At 59.5% G+C, this 16221-nt stretch carries 15 protein-coding genes; 7 read left to right on the top strand and 8 right to left on the bottom strand.

Annotation, left to right across the window (positions count from 1 at the left end; genetic code table 11):
- Positions 1–61 precede the first annotated feature (61 nt).
- From gatA to ASG35_RS15025, 4 genes are all read left to right on the top strand, one after another.
- Positions 62–1555, top strand: a complete 1494-nt coding sequence (gene gatA, locus ASG35_RS15040) for an Asp-tRNA(Asn)/Glu-tRNA(Gln) amidotransferase subunit GatA (RefSeq protein WP_056358602.1) — start codon at positions 62–64, stop codon at positions 1553–1555.
- Positions 1556–1558: 3 nt separating this feature from the next.
- On the top strand, positions 1559–3031 hold the full coding sequence (gene gatB, locus ASG35_RS15035; protein WP_056358599.1) for an Asp-tRNA(Asn)/Glu-tRNA(Gln) amidotransferase subunit GatB: 1473 nt from the start codon (positions 1559–1561) through the stop codon (positions 3029–3031).
- 103 nt (positions 3032–3134) lie between these two features.
- The gene (locus tag ASG35_RS15030) at positions 3135–3971 is read left to right on the top strand and encodes a PPK2 family polyphosphate kinase (RefSeq protein ID WP_056358917.1); all 837 of its coding nucleotides are present in this window, start codon (positions 3135–3137) and stop codon (positions 3969–3971) included.
- A gap of 24 nt (positions 3972–3995) precedes the next feature.
- Positions 3996–4769: an exodeoxyribonuclease III gene (locus tag ASG35_RS15025; protein ID WP_056358596.1), complete on the top strand. Its 774-nt coding sequence runs from the start codon at positions 3996–3998 to the stop codon at positions 4767–4769.
- Positions 4770–4786: 17 nt separating this feature from the next.
- Here ASG35_RS15025 and ASG35_RS15020 read toward each other — a convergent pair whose 3' ends face one another.
- The 6 genes from ASG35_RS15020 to argB form a co-directional block, all read right to left on the bottom strand.
- The gene (locus ASG35_RS15020) at positions 4787–5692 is read right to left on the bottom strand and encodes a M48 family metallopeptidase (RefSeq protein WP_056358593.1); all 906 of its coding nucleotides are present in this window, start codon (positions 5690–5692) and stop codon (positions 4787–4789) included.
- Positions 5689–6975, bottom strand: a complete 1287-nt coding sequence (locus ASG35_RS15015) for an AmpG family muropeptide MFS transporter (protein ID WP_056358590.1) — start codon at positions 6973–6975, stop codon at positions 5689–5691. The genes ASG35_RS15020 and ASG35_RS15015 overlap by 4 nt, the downstream gene beginning before the upstream one ends.
- Before the next feature lie 55 nt (positions 6976–7030).
- Positions 7031–7639: a methionine biosynthesis protein MetW gene (gene metW, locus ASG35_RS15010; RefSeq protein WP_056358587.1), complete on the bottom strand. Its 609-nt coding sequence runs from the start codon at positions 7637–7639 to the stop codon at positions 7031–7033.
- Positions 7636–8781: a homoserine O-succinyltransferase MetX gene (metX, locus tag ASG35_RS15005; RefSeq protein ID WP_056358584.1), complete on the bottom strand. Its 1146-nt coding sequence runs from the start codon at positions 8779–8781 to the stop codon at positions 7636–7638. The genes metW and metX overlap by 4 nt, the downstream gene beginning before the upstream one ends.
- 199 nt (positions 8782–8980) lie before the next feature.
- Positions 8981–9721 carry a pyrimidine 5'-nucleotidase gene (locus ASG35_RS15000; RefSeq protein WP_442854836.1) on the bottom strand — a complete coding sequence of 247 codons (741 nt, stop codon included), beginning with the start codon at positions 9719–9721 and terminating at the stop codon, positions 8981–8983.
- A complete protein-coding gene (argB, locus tag ASG35_RS14995) occupies positions 9718–10617 on the bottom strand; it encodes an acetylglutamate kinase (protein WP_056358576.1) in 900 nt (299 codons plus the stop codon). Before argB ends, ASG35_RS15000 begins: the two co-directional genes overlap by 4 nt.
- Before the next feature lie 203 nt (positions 10618–10820).
- On the opposite strand from argB, the gene ASG35_RS14990 reads away from it, so the two are divergent.
- Positions 10821–11027, top strand: a complete 207-nt coding sequence (locus ASG35_RS14990) for a cysteine-rich CWC family protein (protein ID WP_056358572.1) — start codon at positions 10821–10823, stop codon at positions 11025–11027.
- A gap of 60 nt (positions 11028–11087) precedes the next feature.
- On the opposite strand, the gene ASG35_RS14985 is transcribed toward ASG35_RS14990, so the two are convergent.
- Positions 11088–12836, bottom strand: coding sequence for a tetratricopeptide repeat protein (locus ASG35_RS14985; protein WP_235527552.1), 1749 nt, complete (start codon positions 12834–12836; stop codon positions 11088–11090).
- Positions 12837–12943: 107 nt separating this feature from the next.
- Between ASG35_RS14985 and ASG35_RS14980 the strand changes: the two genes are divergently transcribed.
- Both ASG35_RS14980 and ASG35_RS14975 read left to right on the top strand, forming a co-directional pair.
- Positions 12944–14278 carry an ATP-binding protein gene (locus tag ASG35_RS14980; RefSeq protein WP_056358570.1) on the top strand — a complete coding sequence of 445 codons (1335 nt, stop codon included), beginning with the start codon at positions 12944–12946 and terminating at the stop codon, positions 14276–14278.
- Positions 14275–14817, top strand: a complete 543-nt coding sequence (locus ASG35_RS14975) for a response regulator transcription factor (protein ID WP_056358567.1) — start codon at positions 14275–14277, stop codon at positions 14815–14817. The genes ASG35_RS14980 and ASG35_RS14975 overlap by 4 nt, the downstream gene beginning before the upstream one ends.
- 60 nt (positions 14818–14877) lie before the next feature.
- On the opposite strand, the gene hslU is transcribed toward ASG35_RS14975, so the two are convergent.
- On the bottom strand, positions 14878–16215 hold the full coding sequence (hslU, locus tag ASG35_RS14970; protein WP_056358564.1) for an ATP-dependent protease ATPase subunit HslU: 1338 nt from the start codon (positions 16213–16215) through the stop codon (positions 14878–14880).
- Between the last annotated feature and the right edge of the window lie 6 nt (positions 16216–16221).

Here is a 16221-nt window from a genome sequence, read left to right as displayed (position 1 = left end):
AACGGCAACATCGCACGGAAACTAAAAGACGCGGCACCCGGCGTCTATCAGGAAAAACGCAATGCATCAGAAAAGCTTGACCGAACTGCGCGCGGCACTCGACGCAAAAACCATTTCCGCTGTCGAACTCGCGCAGATGTTCCTGCAGCGCATCGACGCCGCGAAGGATCTCAACGCGTTCATCAGCGTCGATCACAACCTGACGCTCGAGCAAGCCAAAGCCGCCGACGCGCTTATCGCGCGTGGCGAAGCGGGGCCGCTGACGGGCTTGCCGATCGCGCATAAGGACGTATTCGTCACGCGCGGATGGAGCTCGACGGCGGGATCGAAGATGCTCGAGAACTACAAGAGTCCCTTCGATGCCACCGTCGTCGATCGCCTGAAAAACGCGGGCGTGGTGACGCTCGGCAAGACCAATATGGACGAATTCGCGATGGGTTCGTCGAACGAGAATTCGTACTTCGGCCCGGTCAAGAACCCGTGGGATCTGAAGGCCGTTCCTGGCGGCTCGTCGGGTGGATCGGCTGCTGCAGTCGCCGCGCGGCTCGCGCCCGCCGCCACCGGCACGGACACGGGCGGCTCGATTCGCCAGCCGGCGTCGTTCACCGGCATTACGGGAATCAAACCCACGTACGGCCGCGTTTCGCGTTACGGCATGATTGCGTTTGCTTCGTCGCTGGATCAGGGCGGCCCCATGGCCCGCAGCGCCGCCGATTGCGGTCTTTTGCTCAACGCGATTGCATCGTTCGATCCGCGCGACTCAACCAGCCTTCAGCGCGAGGACGAAGACTACACGCGCTATCTCGGCCAGCCGTGGTCGGGTCATGACGCGACCAAACCGCTCGCGGGATTGCGCATCGGTTTGCCGAAAGAGTTTTTTGGCGAAGGACTTAGCGCCGAAGTTCGCAGCGCCGTGGACGCGGCGTTAAAGCAATACGAAGCGCTCGGCGCGACCCTGGTCGAGGTGTCGCTGCCGAAGACCGAGTTGTCCATTCCCGTGTACTACATCATTGCGCCGGCGGAAGCATCGTCGAATCTGTCGCGTTTCGATGGCGTGCGTTACGGCCATCGCGCGGCCGAATACACCGATCTTCTCGATATGTACAAGAAGTCGCGCGCCGAGGGTTTCGGGCCGGAAGTGAAGCGCCGGATCCTGGTGGGCGCGTACGTGTTGTCGCACGGCTATTACGACGCGTATTACCTTCAGGCGCAGAAGATCCGCCGCATCATCGCGCAGGATTTCCAGGAAGCATTCAATCATTGCGATGTAATCATGGGACCGGTGGCGCCATCGGTTGCGTGGAATCTCGGGGAGAAAGCCGACGATCCCGTCCAGATGTATCTCGCCGATATCTACACGTTGTCGATCAGTCTCGCCGGCTTGCCGGGCATGAGCGTGCCGTGCGGTTTCGGCGCTGCGGGCAGCGCGCACGCGACACGGCCGGTTGGCTTGCAGATCGTCGGCAACTATTTCAACGAAGCCCGGTTGCTGCAGGTCGCCGACGCGTTTCAGCGCGCGACCGACTGGCATGTGCAATCACCGGCAGGAGTCTGAACTATGCAATGGGAAGTTGTGATTGGTCTTGAGACGCACGCGCAGTTATCGACGGTCTCCAAGATTTTCTCGGGCGCGGCCACGCAATTCGGCGCGGAGCCGAACACGCAGGCGTGTCCTGTCGATCTGGCGTTGCCCGGCTCGTTGCCCGTGATGAATCGCGGTGCCGTTGAGCGCGCGATCCGCCTGGGTCTGGCGATTGGCGCGACCATCGCGCCGCGCAGCATCTTCGCGCGCAAAAACTATTTCTACCCGGATCTGCCGAAGGGCTATCAGATCAGCCAGTTCGAGATTCCGGTCGTGCAGGGCGGCAGCGTCACGATCCACGTCCCGGCAAACGAAAAATCCGGCAAGCCCGCCTACGATAAAACCGTCAACCTGACGCGCGCACACTTGGAAGAAGACGCGGGCAAGTCGCTGCACGAAGACTTCGCGGGCATGACGGGTATCGACTTGAATCGCGCGGGCACGCCGTTGCTCGAGATTGTGACCGAACCCGAAATGCGCAGCGCCGCCGAAGCCGTGGCGTACGCGAAGAGCCTGCATACGCTCGTGCAATGGCTCGGTATCTGCGACGGCAACATGCAGGAAGGTTCGTTCCGTTGCGACGCGAACGTATCAGTGCGCCCTGTCGGCCAGGTTAAATTCGGCACGCGCGCCGAGATCAAGAACCTGAACTCGTTCCGGTTTCTCGAAGAAGCGATCCAGTACGAAGTGCGCCGTCAGATCGAGTTGATCGAGGACGGCGGGACGGTGGTGCAGGAAACGCGTTTATACGATCCCGATAAACGCGAGACACGATCCATGCGCAGCAAGGAAGACGCGCACGATTACCGCTATTTCCCGGATCCGGACCTGATGCCGCTGGTTATCGACGAAGCGTGGATCGCGCGGGTTCGCAGCGAATTGCCCGAGTTGCCGGAAGCGATGCAAACGCGGTTTATCGAGCAATACGGCTTGACGCCTTATGACGCGGTTGGATTGACGTCGTCGCAAGGTATGTCGGCTTACTTTGAGAGCGTGGCCTCGAAAGTCGGGCCCGCGAATGCCAAGCTCGCCGCCAACTGGCTCATGGGCGAAGTGTCGTCGCAATTGAATCGCGAATCGCTGGATATTGAGAACTCGCCGGTTTCTCCGCCGCAACTCGCGCTCGTGATTCAGCGCATTGCGGACGGAACCATCTCGAACAAGATCGCGAAGGATATTTTCCAGGCGATCTGGGAAGAGAAAGCCATGGACGAAAGCGCGGCCGATCGGATTATCGAAGCGAAAGGGCTGAAGCAGATTTCGGATACGGGCGCGCTGGAAGCGATTATCGACGAGGTGATGGCGGCGAATCAGAAGTCGGTCGATGAATATCGTTCGGGCAAGGAAAAGGCGTTCAATGCGCTGATTGGCCAGGCGATGAAAGCGACCAAAGGCAAGGCGAATCCGCAGCAGGTCAACGAGCTTTTGAAGAAGAAACTATCCTCTTGATCTAAATGCCGGCGTTTGATGGCTGAGGTAATCGCGGGTTGCTGCTGGTCTGGTCTGGCAGCAACCCTTTATTTTATGAATGATCACAAGCGGGAGCGCACGCGTGGCCAAGAAACCTGATCTGGACGATTATCGCGTGCCGTATTTCGATGGCAAGAAACTGAAGGCGTTCGATCTTGCTTCTATCGACACGGCTTCCAAGCCATTCTCATCCGGATCGAAAGACGACGACCGCGCGCGCTTGAGCGAGTTGAACTCAGCGCTCGACGGCTTGCAGGACAAACTCCACACGCAACGCAAGCAACGCGTCCTGCTGATCCTGCAAGGCATGGATACAAGCGGGAAGGATGGCACCATTCGCGGCATCTTTCAGGACGTCGATCCGCTCGGGCTTCGTATCGTGCCGTTCAAGGCGCCGTCCGAAGTCGAGGCGGCTCACGACTTTTTATGGCGCGTTCATTCGCAGGCGCCCGCCGCCGGCGAGTTGGCCGTTTTCAATCGCAGCCAGTATGAAGATGTGCTCGTGCCGCGCGTGCTGAAACAAATCGATAAAGACGAGTGCGAGCGTCGATACGCGCATATCCGAAACTTTGAGGCGCTTTTAGCCGATAGCGGCACGGCCATTGTGAAATGCTTCTTGCATATATCGAAGGACGAGCAGAAAGAGCGCTTGCAAGCGCGTATCGATAACCCGGAGAAACATTGGAAATTCGATACCGCCGATCTCGAAGCGCGCAAGCAGTGGGACGATTATCACGAAGCTTACGCCGATGCGTTGGGCGCTACATCGACCGAATTCGCCCCGTGGTTCGTCATTCCCGCGGATTCAAAAACGCACCGTAACGTCATGGTCGCGGAATTGATCACGCGCACCTTGCAGAGTTTGAAGCTCGAATATCCGCCGGCGAAGGAATCGCTGAAAGGGATCAAGGTCGAGTAGGTCAACAACATACAAGGATGTTTCATGTTTCGAGTCATCACCGCTAATTTGAACGGTATTCGATCGGCCGCGAAGAAAGGATTTTTCGACTGGTTTGGTCAGCAGGACGCGGACGTTGTCTGTGTGCAGGAAATCAAATGTTCGCAAGACGATTTGACGCCGGAGTTTCTCGCGCCGCACGGTTTTCAGGGCTATTTTCAGCATGCCGTGAAGAAAGGTTATTCGGGCGCGGGGCTTTATACGAAGCACGAACCCGATGAAGTGATCATCGGTTTCGGCAGCGAGGAATTCGATCCCGAAGGGCGTTACGTGGAAGCGCGGTTTGGTGATTTATCGGTGATTTCCGTGTATGTGCCTTCCGGGTCGAGCGGTGAGGAACGGCAGCAGGCCAAATATCGCTTCATGGCCGAATTTATGCCGCATCTTGAGAAACTCGCGGCGACGCGTGAAGTGATCTTGTGCGGCGACGTGAACATCGTGCATAAGGAAATAGATATCAAGAACTGGAAAAGCAATCAGAAGAACTCCGGTTGCTTGCCGGAAGAGCGCGCATGGCTCACGCAATTGTTCGATGAAAAATCGTATGTCGATGTATTCCGGACACTCGATCAGCGGCCCGAGCAATATACGTGGTGGAGCAATCGCGGACAGGCTTACGCGAAGAACGTCGGGTGGCGGATCGATTATCAGATCGCGACGAAAGGCGTGGCGGACACGGCAACAGCGACTTCGGTTTTCCGCGAGATCAAGTTCAGCGATCACGCGCCATTGATTATCGATTACGACTGGAAGGTTTGAAAAGGCGGCGGCCTTCTCTATAACTTCGGCTTCTTGAAGCGTCCCATTCCGGCATAGTTCGGCAATTGATCGACCGTCCGGCCAAGCGCCTTTGCGTACAACGGCATCATGTCCGGAAGGCGCTTCATCAGATCGTGCACGCGATCAGAGCCAAACGGATGCATCCAGATAAAGCCGTTCGGCGTGCGCCGTGTCGCCGAATCGATCTTCTTCCATAACGTCACGGCGGCGCGCGGATCGTAACCGGCGCGGGATGCAATCTCGCTGCCGATGACATCGGCTTCGGTTTCATCGGCCGGCGTGTATCGCATGGCCAGCAACTGCTCGCCGATACCCAACGGCGCCGACGTGATATCGGCGAAACCAAAAAGCGGCGGGATCGTGCCCGTGGTCAGTTGCGCGGCCTGTTGGCGCCCGAGCCGATCCCGCGCGTGCTCACGCAACGCGTGCGCAATCTCATGGCCGATCATCATGCCGAGCTCGTTGTCGTTGAGCCGAAGCCGCTCGATCAAACCGCTGTAAATCACAATCTTGCCGCCCGGCAGGCAATACATGCGAATCTCGTTGGATCGCACCACGTTGACCTGCCATTTCCAGTTCTTCGAGCGGTCATTCCATTTGAGCGCAAACGGAATTTCACGATTCGCGATGTCGCGGGCGCGCTTGACGAGCGGGTTGTCATCCCCGAGAAGATGCTTCGTGCGCTGCGCTTCGTGGAGAATCTGGAGGTATTCATCGGCGGATTGCTGTTCGAGCGTCGCCGATGGAATCAGGTTGCGGAACAGCGCCGCGTTCCCGAAGCGGATCTGGCCGCTCGCCGCCGTGTACGGCTGCTGCGAAACTGCATCGGACGCCGCGAAGCTGACGCTCGCCTGGAGCGTCATGGCGCAGGCCGTGACGCGGATCAACGCGTGCACCTTCATCGAACGAGTCTCCAGGGCGCGATTTTCGGCAACAGTAACATGCCGGGAATCGACAACGCCACGCAGACCATGAAGTACTCGAACCAACCCGTCTGCGCCACGATAAACCCGCTCGACGCCGACGCCAGCGTGCGCGGTACCGAAGCCAGGCTCGTGAAAAGCGCAAACTGCGTGGCCGTATAACGCGGATCGGTCGTGCTCGCGATATACGCAACGAACGCCGCGGTCGTGAGACCGGTGGCAAAAGTCTCGAAGCCGTAAAGCGTCGCCAGCGCGACAGGCGACGGCCCGATCTTGGCAAGCCAAGCGAAGCCGAGCGTGGACACGATCTGCAGCGCGCCGAAGATCCACAACCCCCGGCCAATACCGATCTTCACCAGCCACATTCCGCCCACAATCCCGCCCGCGATACTTGCCCAAAAGGCCACGGTCTTGGCAATTACGCCAATCTGCGTTTTGTTGAAGCCGATATCGAGGAAAAACGACGTGGAGAGCGTGGTCGCCATCGTATCGCCGAGCTTGTACAGGAAGATAAAGCCAAGAATCAAGAGCGCCGTGCGCCAGCCGTCACGCCCGATAAATTCCCGAAACGGATCGATGATGGCATCGCGGAGATTCTTGGGCGGCGTGCCGTGGATTTCCGGTTCCTTGACAATCAATGTCAGCACCACGCCCGGCACCATGAACGCAGCCGTGACCATGAACACCGTGGACCACGGCAAGTGATCGGCAAGAATCAGCCCGAGGGAGCCCGGAATCAGCGCCGCAATCTTGTACGCGTTGACGAAGACGGCGTTGCCGAGGCCCTGTTCGGTATCGGCGAGAAGTTCGCGGCGATAAGCATCAATAGCAATGTCCTGGCTCGCCCCGAAAAACGCGACGAGCGCGGTCAGCGCGGCGACGGTCCAGATTTCCTGTTTCGGCGATATGAACCCGAGCGCGCCAATAGCCACGCCCACCAGCAATTGCGTGACGATCATCCAGCCGCGCCGCCGTCCCGGATGCCATCCGGGCAGACGCGGCACGTAGCGGTCCATCAGCGGCGCCCAGATGAATTTCCACGTATACGGGAACTGGATCAGCGCAAACAGGCCGATTTCCTTCAGATTCACGCCTTCGGTTCGCAGCCACGCCTGGACCAGATAGATGAGCGTAAAAAGCGGCAGCCCCGACGTGAAGCCAAGAAACACGCAAATCAGCATGCGTTTGTTGAGAAACGCACGCCAGCCGGGGCGTTCTTCGTGAGCGTTTAGAGCGGGCGCCTCGTTTGGCGTGTCGGACATATGAAATCAGTTTGATGCGGTGGGCGATGCGCCAAGCGGTGAACGGGGAGTCGGTTCAGCTACGCTTTACGCGATAGACCGCAAGGCTACCACGCCAGTTCGCGCCCCAACGGATCGACTGCCCGCCGTGGAGCACAACGCGATCGAGGATCTCGATTCCCACTTCCGGCGCCAGCGCCTCGAAATCCTGGATGGTCAGCACGCGCACGTTCGGCGTGTTATGCCATTGATAAGGCAGCGTTTTCGATACCGGCATGCGTCCCTGCAGCACGGTCAGCCTGTGACGCCAGTAACCGAAGTTCGGAAACGAAACGATGCATTCACGCCCGACGCGCACGGTTTCGCGCAGGATCGCGGCGGTTTGGTGGATTGTCTGAAGGGTCTGCGAAAGGATCGCGAAGTCAAAGCTGCCGTCTTCGAAAAGGCGTAACCCGTCTTCCAGATTCTGCTGAATAACGTTGACGCCTTTTTGCGCGCAGGCCAGCACGCCGGCGTCGTTGATTTCGATGCCGTAGCCGGTGACATCGAGTTCTTCGCCTAAAAGCGATAGCAACGAGCCGTCGCCGCATCCCAGATCCAGCACCGAAGCGTTCGGTTCGACCCAGCGCGCAATTGCCCGAAAGTCCGAGCGTAGGGAAAGAGAGTCCAGCGTGATCTGGTTCATGCGCCCACCTCGGCGGCAATACGTTCGTAATAGGCGCGCATCAGGTTGTGATAGCGCGCGTCGTCGAGCAGGAAGGCGTCGTGGCCGTGGGGTGCATCGATTTCGGCGTAGCTCACCGTGCGTTTGTGGTCCAGCAGCGCTTTCACGAGTTCGCGCGAACGGGCCGGCGCGAAACGCCAGTCGGTCGAGAAACTTGCGATCAGGTATTTCGCTGTGGTGTGGGCGAGCGATTTGGTCAGGTCGCCATCGAAAGCCTTGGCGGGATCGAAGTAATCGAGCGCGCGCGTGATCAGCAAATACGTGTTGGCATCGAAATATTCGGCGAATTTGTCGCCTTGATACCGCAGGTACGATTCGACTTCGAATTCCACGTCGAAGTTGAAGTTGTACGCGTCGACCGCGCCTTCCGCCCGACGCAACGCGCGACCAAACTTGGCGGCCATGTCGTCGTCGGAGAGATAGGTGATGTGGCCGATCATGCGCGCCACGCGCAAACCACGCCGCGGCTTCACGCCGTGCGCGTAATAATCGCCGCCGTGGAAATCGGGATCGGAGAGAATCGCCGAGCGCGCGACTTCGTTAAACGCGATGTTCTGCGCAGAAAGTTTTGGCGTCGATGCCACCACGATGCAATGCGCCACGCGCTCCGGATACATCATGCTCCAAGCCAGCGCCTGCATGCCGCCGAGGCTTCCGCCCATCACCGCCGCGAATTTTTCGATGCCATACAGATCCGCCACGCGCGCCTGAGCGTGAACCCAATCCTCGACGGTGACGACGGGAAAACTCGCGCCGTAGGGCTTGCCGGTAACGGCGTTGATGCTCATTGGCCCGGTCGAGCCGAAGCACGATCCCAGATTGTTCACGCCGATGACGAAGAATGTGTTCGTATCCAGCGGTTTGCCGGGACCAACCATGTTGTCCCACCAGCCGACGTTCTTGGGATCATCGGCATACACGCCGGCGACGTGATGCGACGCGTTCAGCGCATGGCAAACCAGCACGGCGTTGGAGCGTGCGGCGTTGAGCGTGCCGTAGGTTTCGACAACGAGATCGTAATCGCCGAGCAAACTGCCGTTCTGCATGCGCAGCGGCTCGGTGAAATGCAGTGTCTGGGGAGTGACGATGCCGATTGATTCCATTCATCCGCCTAGAAAATACAAGGGCGGCTAAACGGCGTCGGCGGTGCGCGTAGAAGAGAAAACAGCGCGGCTGACAACCTCTTTAGCCGCATTTATAGTGAACCGGGTCAGGGTTCGCGCGCCCGCAATCGAGTCAGCAAATCGGCGCGTTGTAACAAGTTGAGCGAATAAGTATATCGGAATTCGTGAAGTGATTCTCTTACCGGAATACGCTCAAGCCCTTCAAGGACCGGATTTTGAGATCGACATAATGCGGCCGGCCTCGCGCGGCGGAGCGCATAAAACCGCTGTCGCTGGCGTTTCGAACCGTCGGCAAATGTCCGGTTATCCAGACCGTTCGAATCCCGAGGCGTTTATAGCGTTTCAAATGCCCGCGGGTATCTTCGACAAGAATGGCGTCGGCAAGCCGGACATTCGCGCGATGCATGGCGCGCCTCAGCATGCCCGCGTCGGGTTTTGCGCGCCAATAGCCGCTGCGGTCCTGCATGTCCTCGATCGCAATCACGCGCTCGAACAACTTGCCAATCCCCAACTCCGCAAGCACCGCGTGCGCGTAAATGGACGGCCCGTTCGTCAGCACCATCTTGCGTCCCGGCAAGCCGCGAATCATCCGGGCGAGACCGCGTTCGGCGCGAACCATGGAAGCAAGATCGGTGAACGTGTGGACGACGTCGAGGAAATCATTGGCATCGACACGATGATGACGCACAAGACCCAGCAGCGTGGCGCCGTATCGCTGCGTATAACCGACGCGAAGCCGGTTCGCCTCGTCTAGATCGACACCCAGCCGGTCGATGATGTACTGCGTCATGCCGCGGTTGATCGCCGGAAAGATTTCGTGCGATGCGTGATGCAGCGTGTTGTCGAGATCGAACAGCCAGACGGGACCGCCGCGTTTGACGCGGCGGCGTGTGGAGGAACGTGGCGTCTGCACGCTCAATGCGAGCGGATCATGGTCCCGAACGGCTGTTCGGTCAGGATCTCGAGCAGCACGGAATGCTCGATCCGCCCATCGATAATGTGAACCGAACGCACGCCGCTCTTTGCCGCATCCAATGCCGACGATATCTTCGGCAGCATGCCGCCGGAGATGGTGCCATCGGCGAAAAGCGCGTCGATTTCGCGTGCCGACAAGTCGGTCAGCAGGTTGCCCGCCTTGTCCATCACGCCGGGAATGTTGGTCATCATGACGAGCTTCTCGGCGTTCAGGACGACTGCCAGTTTGCCCGCGACCAGATCCGCGTTGATGTTGTACGACAGACCGTCCTCGCCGAAGCCGATTGGCGAGATCACCGGAATGAACGCGTCGTCCTGCAGCGCTTTCACGACAGCCGGATTGATGGCTTCGACTTCCCCAACCTGACCGATATCGATGAATTCGCCTGGATTGTCACGATCCGGCATTTGCAGTTTGCGTGCGTGGATCAAACCGCCGTCCTTGCCCGTCAATCCGACCGCCTGACCCCCGAAATGATTGATCAGCGTGACGATATCCTGCTGCACTTCGCCGCCCAGCACCCATTCGACCACTTCCATGGTCTCTTCGTCGGTGACGCGCATGCCCTGAATGAACGTGCCTTGCTTGCCGATTTTCTTGAGCGCCTGATCGATCTGCGGTCCGCCGCCGTGCACGATCACCGGATTGATGCCGACCAGTTTCAGCAGGATCACGTCGCGCGCGAAGCCCTGTTTCAGGCGCTCCTCGGTCATCGCGTTGCCGCCGTATTTGATCACGATCGTCTTGCCGTGATACTGCTTGATGTAGGGCAACGCCTCAGCCAGGATTTCGGCTTTCAGGGTCGGCGCGATCTGCGTAAGGTCGGGGAGCTCGGACATGGCGGCGATGGGGCGAAGAGCAGTTTAAACAGGCGGAATTGTACAGGACTGACGCGTTGCATCAGGCGTTTGGCGCTGCATTCAGCGTTGCGTTTGCGAGAACGGCGGCAGTGGGCGCGCGGTCGCTTCAGGATGGGGCCAGCGCGTGAAACAATGATGTTCAGTCAAATTACGCGACCGCTTTCACTCGGGCTTCCTTTTATATGGTGACGGATACACCTTCCGGATCGTCTGCATCGCAACATTGCGCCCGCTGCGGCGCGGATTTTCGTTGCGGCCAGCAGATGGGCGATGCCACATGCTGGTGCGCGTCGATGCCGGTTTTGCCGGCCGATAAGCTCAATCCGCGCTTGGCGTGCTTGTGTCCCGCGTGCCTGATCCAGCAAATAAGCCAGGTCGAAGCCAAATAAAAACGGTGATCTGGTTGCCCGGATCACCGCTCGATTGCGGCTGAAAAAACCTAAAACGCCTTACGCGGTGGTTTTCTTCGCCGGGCGCTTGCGCGGCGCCGCGCCCGTATGGGTGGCCGCGAGCATAGCCAGATCGCGGGCAACTTCGCTCATGACCGGCTCCCACTGTGCGAAGTGTTGCTGCCTATACAACTTGGCCGTCGGATACCACGGGCTGTCCGTGCGTTCGAGTTGCCAGACCCAGTGCGGATTGACGTCGAGCAGAACCCACGTCGGCTTGCCGAGCGCGGCCGCGAGATGCGCCACGCTCGTGCACACGGTGATCACGAGATCCAGTGAATCGATGAACGCCGCGGAATCATCGAACGTCTCGAATTTGCCGGTGCGATCGGCGATCTCGAACCCGCCGTCCCGAGCCGTCGATACCGCTCCCGACGCTTCCTTCTGCAGCGAGAAAAACGCAACGTTTTCGATGCCCTTGAACGCCTGCGCGTAGCGTTCTATGCCCACGCTGCGGAACATGTTGCGTTGATGGGATTCGCTGCCGCTCCATACGAGACCGACGCGCAGGCGTTTGTCGTCGGCGAATTCGGCGCGCCAATCGGCGGCGAGATCGGCATCTGACGAGAGATACGCGCGTTTGGACGGAATCGTTTCCTCTTCAACGCCGAAATGCAGCGGCAGGCTTAGCAGCGGGAAGTGAAAATCGAAATCGGGCAGCGGGGCGTCATGCGGAATGCATTCGACGTTCTTCGGCGCCATGCGCGCCATCAGCGGATACACGGCTTTGAACGCGATCCAAACGAGCTTGCCGCCCTGAGCGCTCACTTTTTTCGCCAGCATGGGGATGAAGCGCGAGAACTGCAGCGCGTCGCCGAAACCCTGTTCACCCCATAGCAGCAACGTCTTGCCCTTCAGCGACTCACCATTCCAGCGCGGTGCATTGAATTTGGGATGCGAATCGCGCAGCTCGCCGGAACCGTCCCATCGCGCTTCGAAATTTTCCCATCCGCGTGCGTAATTGCCTTGCACGAGATCGAGAATGGACAGGTTGAAGGGGAGCCGAGCCATGTTCGGCGCGATATCCGCAGCCGTGCTGGCCGCCGTGGTCGCGTCTTCCCAGCGCTGCGCTTCCTTGAGCGCAAGGCTGTAATTCGATAGCGCCAGCGCGTTCAATGGATCGATCTGAGTCGCGCGTTTGCCCGCCGCGACCGCATGCTCCAGTTCCCAGCGGCGCGGGTACATGCGCGTGAGGTTCGTCCACGCTTCGATATCGGAGGAATTTGCGGCGACTGCCTCTTCAAGCAGCTTCAGCGCGTCGCCTTCGCGACCGGTCAGTTCGTAGGCGACCGCCAGATTGTTGCGCAGGGTCGGAACGGAAGCATCGATTGCGTGCGCGCGTTCGTAGAGCGGAATGGCCTCGGCGTGACGATTGGCGAGCTGCAGCGCATAACCCAGATGCCAGAGCGCAAGCGCATGTTGCGGATGAGTTTCAACGACTTTCGCGCCAAGCTGAATGCCTTCGGCAAGGCGGTTTTGCTTCAACAAGCAGTCGATGAGTTCCAGCACCGTTTCCACGCGCGCGGGTTCGAGCAGCACAGCGGCGTGCAACCAGGTAGCGCGTTCGACCTGACTGCCAGCTACAGCGGCGATCCTGGCGTTCTCGAGGTAAGCGGGCAGAACGCGCGAGATAATGGTGTCTTGCGCGGTGTCTTGCGCGGTGTCCTGCGTGGCGTTTTTATTGGCGTCCTGAACGAGTGGCATTTCGCTCGAAGGCGTGTCGGGGCGAGACGATTGGCTGCGATTCATGTGAGTGTGCGGCCGAGCCGCCCTGTACGAGACAACATTCAATGGTGCGGCAATTCACCCATCGCGGCCATTAGACTATTCTGAAATTAAGCGCGACGATTACTGAAATGCATCGAATCACAACCACAGGCCGCGTCAATCTCGGTCACCTCTTCTGGCTTCGCAGCCTTGCGATCATCGGCCAGCTGGTGACCATTGCGGTCGTTCAGACCTTCTACGGCGCGCATCTTCCGATGGCAGCCATGCTGACCATCATTTCGCTCGAAGTCATGTTCAACGCGATCACGTGGACTCGCGTGATGCGCGCGCGGCCCGAAACCAATCTTGAATTGTTCGGACAACTTTGGGTCGATCTGGGCGCGTTGTCCGCGTTGCTGTTTCTCAGTGGCGGCGCAACAAACCCTTTCGTTACGCTTTATTTGCCATCGCTTGCAATCGCATCCGCCGTGCTGCCGTGGAACCTCTCGGTGTGGCTAGCGCTGTTCGCCGTGGCTTGCTACGCGCTGCTTACCGTCAGCTACGTGCCGTTGAACATGGAAGATCCGCTGAATCTGTTCGAATATTTCCGGATCGGATTGTGGGTGAACTTCATGGTGAGCGTGGGGTTAATCGGCTGGTTCGTGGCGCGCATGTCGCGGGCATTGCGAGTCCGCGATTTCGCGCTGGCCGACGCCCAGGAGCGCCTTCTACGCGACGAACGCGCCGTAGCGCTCGGCGTTCAGGCCGCGACCGTTGCGCACGAAATCGGCACGCCGTTATCGACCATTGCGATGCTCAGCGAGGAACTTCGCGATTCCGCGCGCCACGATCCGCATCTCGCGCCGTACGCGGCCGACATCGAATTGCTCGAGCAGCAGATGGGCTTGTGCACGTCCGCGCTCGCCCGCCTGCGCAGCCGCGCGAGCGAACCCGCGCCGCGGCAATCGCTCGATGACTGGCTGCATGGGTTTGTCGAGCAATGGCGGCTGCGTCATCCACACGTGCGCTTCGAGCTGATCGAAGCCGAGGAACACAAGCGCGCGAGCCTATTCCTGAGTGATCCAGTCGCGGTCGGACAGATCCTGACCATTCTGCTGGATAATGCCGCCCGGGCCAGCAGCGATTCGGTGACGCTCGCGACATCGGCGGCGCGGCATCTTGGCGAACCCGTGATTCAATTCGATGTCCGCGACCAGGGTCCCGGCATTCCCGCCGCACTGCGCGGCTCGCTCGGCGCGACGCCGGTCGACAGCACGCAAGGCGGTCACGGCGTCGGCTTGTATCTGGCATTTTCAGCAGCAGCGCGGCTCGGCGGATCGATCGAGCTGACGGCGGCAAGCCCTCACGGCACGCACGCCATCTTGCGTCTCGCCGATACAAGCGCGCCGGAATCGCGTGACAAAGCAGCAAGGACGGGCCGCGGCGGGGTCGCGGCTTCCGTCTCCACGGAGAAGAAAGCATGAGCGACAAGAATTTTCTGGTTATCGACGACGATGAAGTTTTCGCGGGCATCCTCGCGCGCGGTTTGACACGGCGCGGCTATACGCCGCATCAGGCGCACGACGCCGCTGCGGCGTTGCGTCTCGCGAACACGCATAAGTTTGGGCAAATCACCGTCGATTTACATCTTGGCAACGATTCCGGACTGACGCTCGTCGCGCCGTTGCGCGATCTGCAACCCGATGCGCGCATTCTCGTGCTGACGGGTTATGCGAGCATCGCGACGGCGGTTCAGGCCGTGAAAGATGGCGCCGATAATTACCTGGCCAAGCCGGCGAACGTCGAGACGATCTTGTCCGCGCTGCAGGAAGAGGCGAGCGAGCAAACGGCGGAAGAGGCGATCGAGCATCCGGCGTTGTTGTCTGTGGCGCGGCTCGAGTGGGAGCACATTCAGCGCGTGCTGGCCGAAAACAGCGGCAACATTTCGGCCACGGCGCGGGCGCTGAATATGCATCGGCGGACGTTGCAGCGCAAGCTCGCGAAGAAACCGGTACGCCAATGAAAAAGCGGCGCGCCATTTCGATATTCCGAAACAGCGCGCCGCCTTTTTTGCTTTTCGTGATTACAGCACGTAGCGCGACAAATCCTCGTCTTCGGCTACGTTGTTCAGCGCTTTATCTACGTAAGCCGCATCGATCTGCACCGGCTGACCCGCGTGATTGCCGGCCGCGAACGACACTTCTTCCAGCAGCTTTTCGATCACGGTATAGAGCCGCCGCGCGCCGATATTCTCGGTCTTTTCGTTCACCGAAAACGCGATTTCGGCCATCCGGCGAATGCCTTCCGGACTGAAGTCGAGCTGAACATCTTCCGTTGCGAGCAGCGCCGTGTATTGCTTGACGAGGCTGGCGTCGGTTGTATTCAGGATCGCTTCGAAGTCTTCCACCGACAGCGAATCCAGTTCAACGCGAATCGGGAACCTACCCTGTAATTCAGGAATCAGGTCGCTCGGTTTAGCCAGATGGAACGCGCCGCTGGCAATGAACAAGATGTGATCCGTCTTGATCATCCCGTATTTGGTGTTGATCGTGGTGCCTTCCACCAGCGGCAGCAAATCACGCTGCACGCCCGCACGCGATACCTCCGCGCCGCCCGCTTCGCTGCGCGACGCGATCTTGTCGATCTCGTCCAGAAACACGATGCCGTTCTGCTCGACGTTCTGAACCGCCTTCGTCTTGACCTCTTCATCGTTCAGCAGCTTGCCGGCTTCTTCGTCGGTGAGCAGCTTCAGCGCTTCCTTGACCTTCACCTTGCGCTGCGTCTTTTTGCCGCCGCCGATATTCGCGAACATGGAACGGATCTGATCCGTCATCTCTTCCATGCCCGGCGGCCCCATGATGTCCATGCTGGCTTGCGGCGCTTCGACATCGATCTCGACTTCCTTGTCGTCGAGCAGTCCTTCACGCAGACGCTTGCGGAAGGTCTGGCGCGTGCTGTTCGCGCTGTCGTCCTGCGTTTCACCCGCGCCGAAACCCACGGGACGCGCGCTCGGCAACAGCATGTCCAGAATCCGGTCTTCCGCGCGATCAACCGCTTTCGAACGCACCTTGCGCATCTCGGTTTCGCGCGTCTGCTTGACCGAAATCTCGATCAGATCGCGCACGATGCTGTCCACATCGCGGCCCACGTAACCCACTTCGGTGAACTTCGTTGCTTCGATCTTGATGAACGGTGCATCGGCGAGTTTCGCAAGACGTCGTGCAATTTCTGTCTTGCCGACGCCGGTCGGTCCGATCATGAGGATGTTTTTTGGCGTGATTTCCTGGCGCAGCGGTTCGGCAACCTGCTGACGGCGCCACCGGTTGCGCAACGCGACGGCGACGGCCTTTTTCGCGCGGCCCTGGCCGATGATGTGTTTATCGAGTTCCGAGACGATCTCGGCGGGAGTCATGGTTGTCATCGTGGG

The sequence above is a fragment of the Burkholderia sp. Leaf177 genome (assembly GCF_001424345.1).
Taxonomy (GTDB): Bacteria; Pseudomonadota; Gammaproteobacteria; order Burkholderiales; family Burkholderiaceae; genus Caballeronia.
This window is presented reverse-complemented; position numbering and strand designations above follow the sequence as displayed.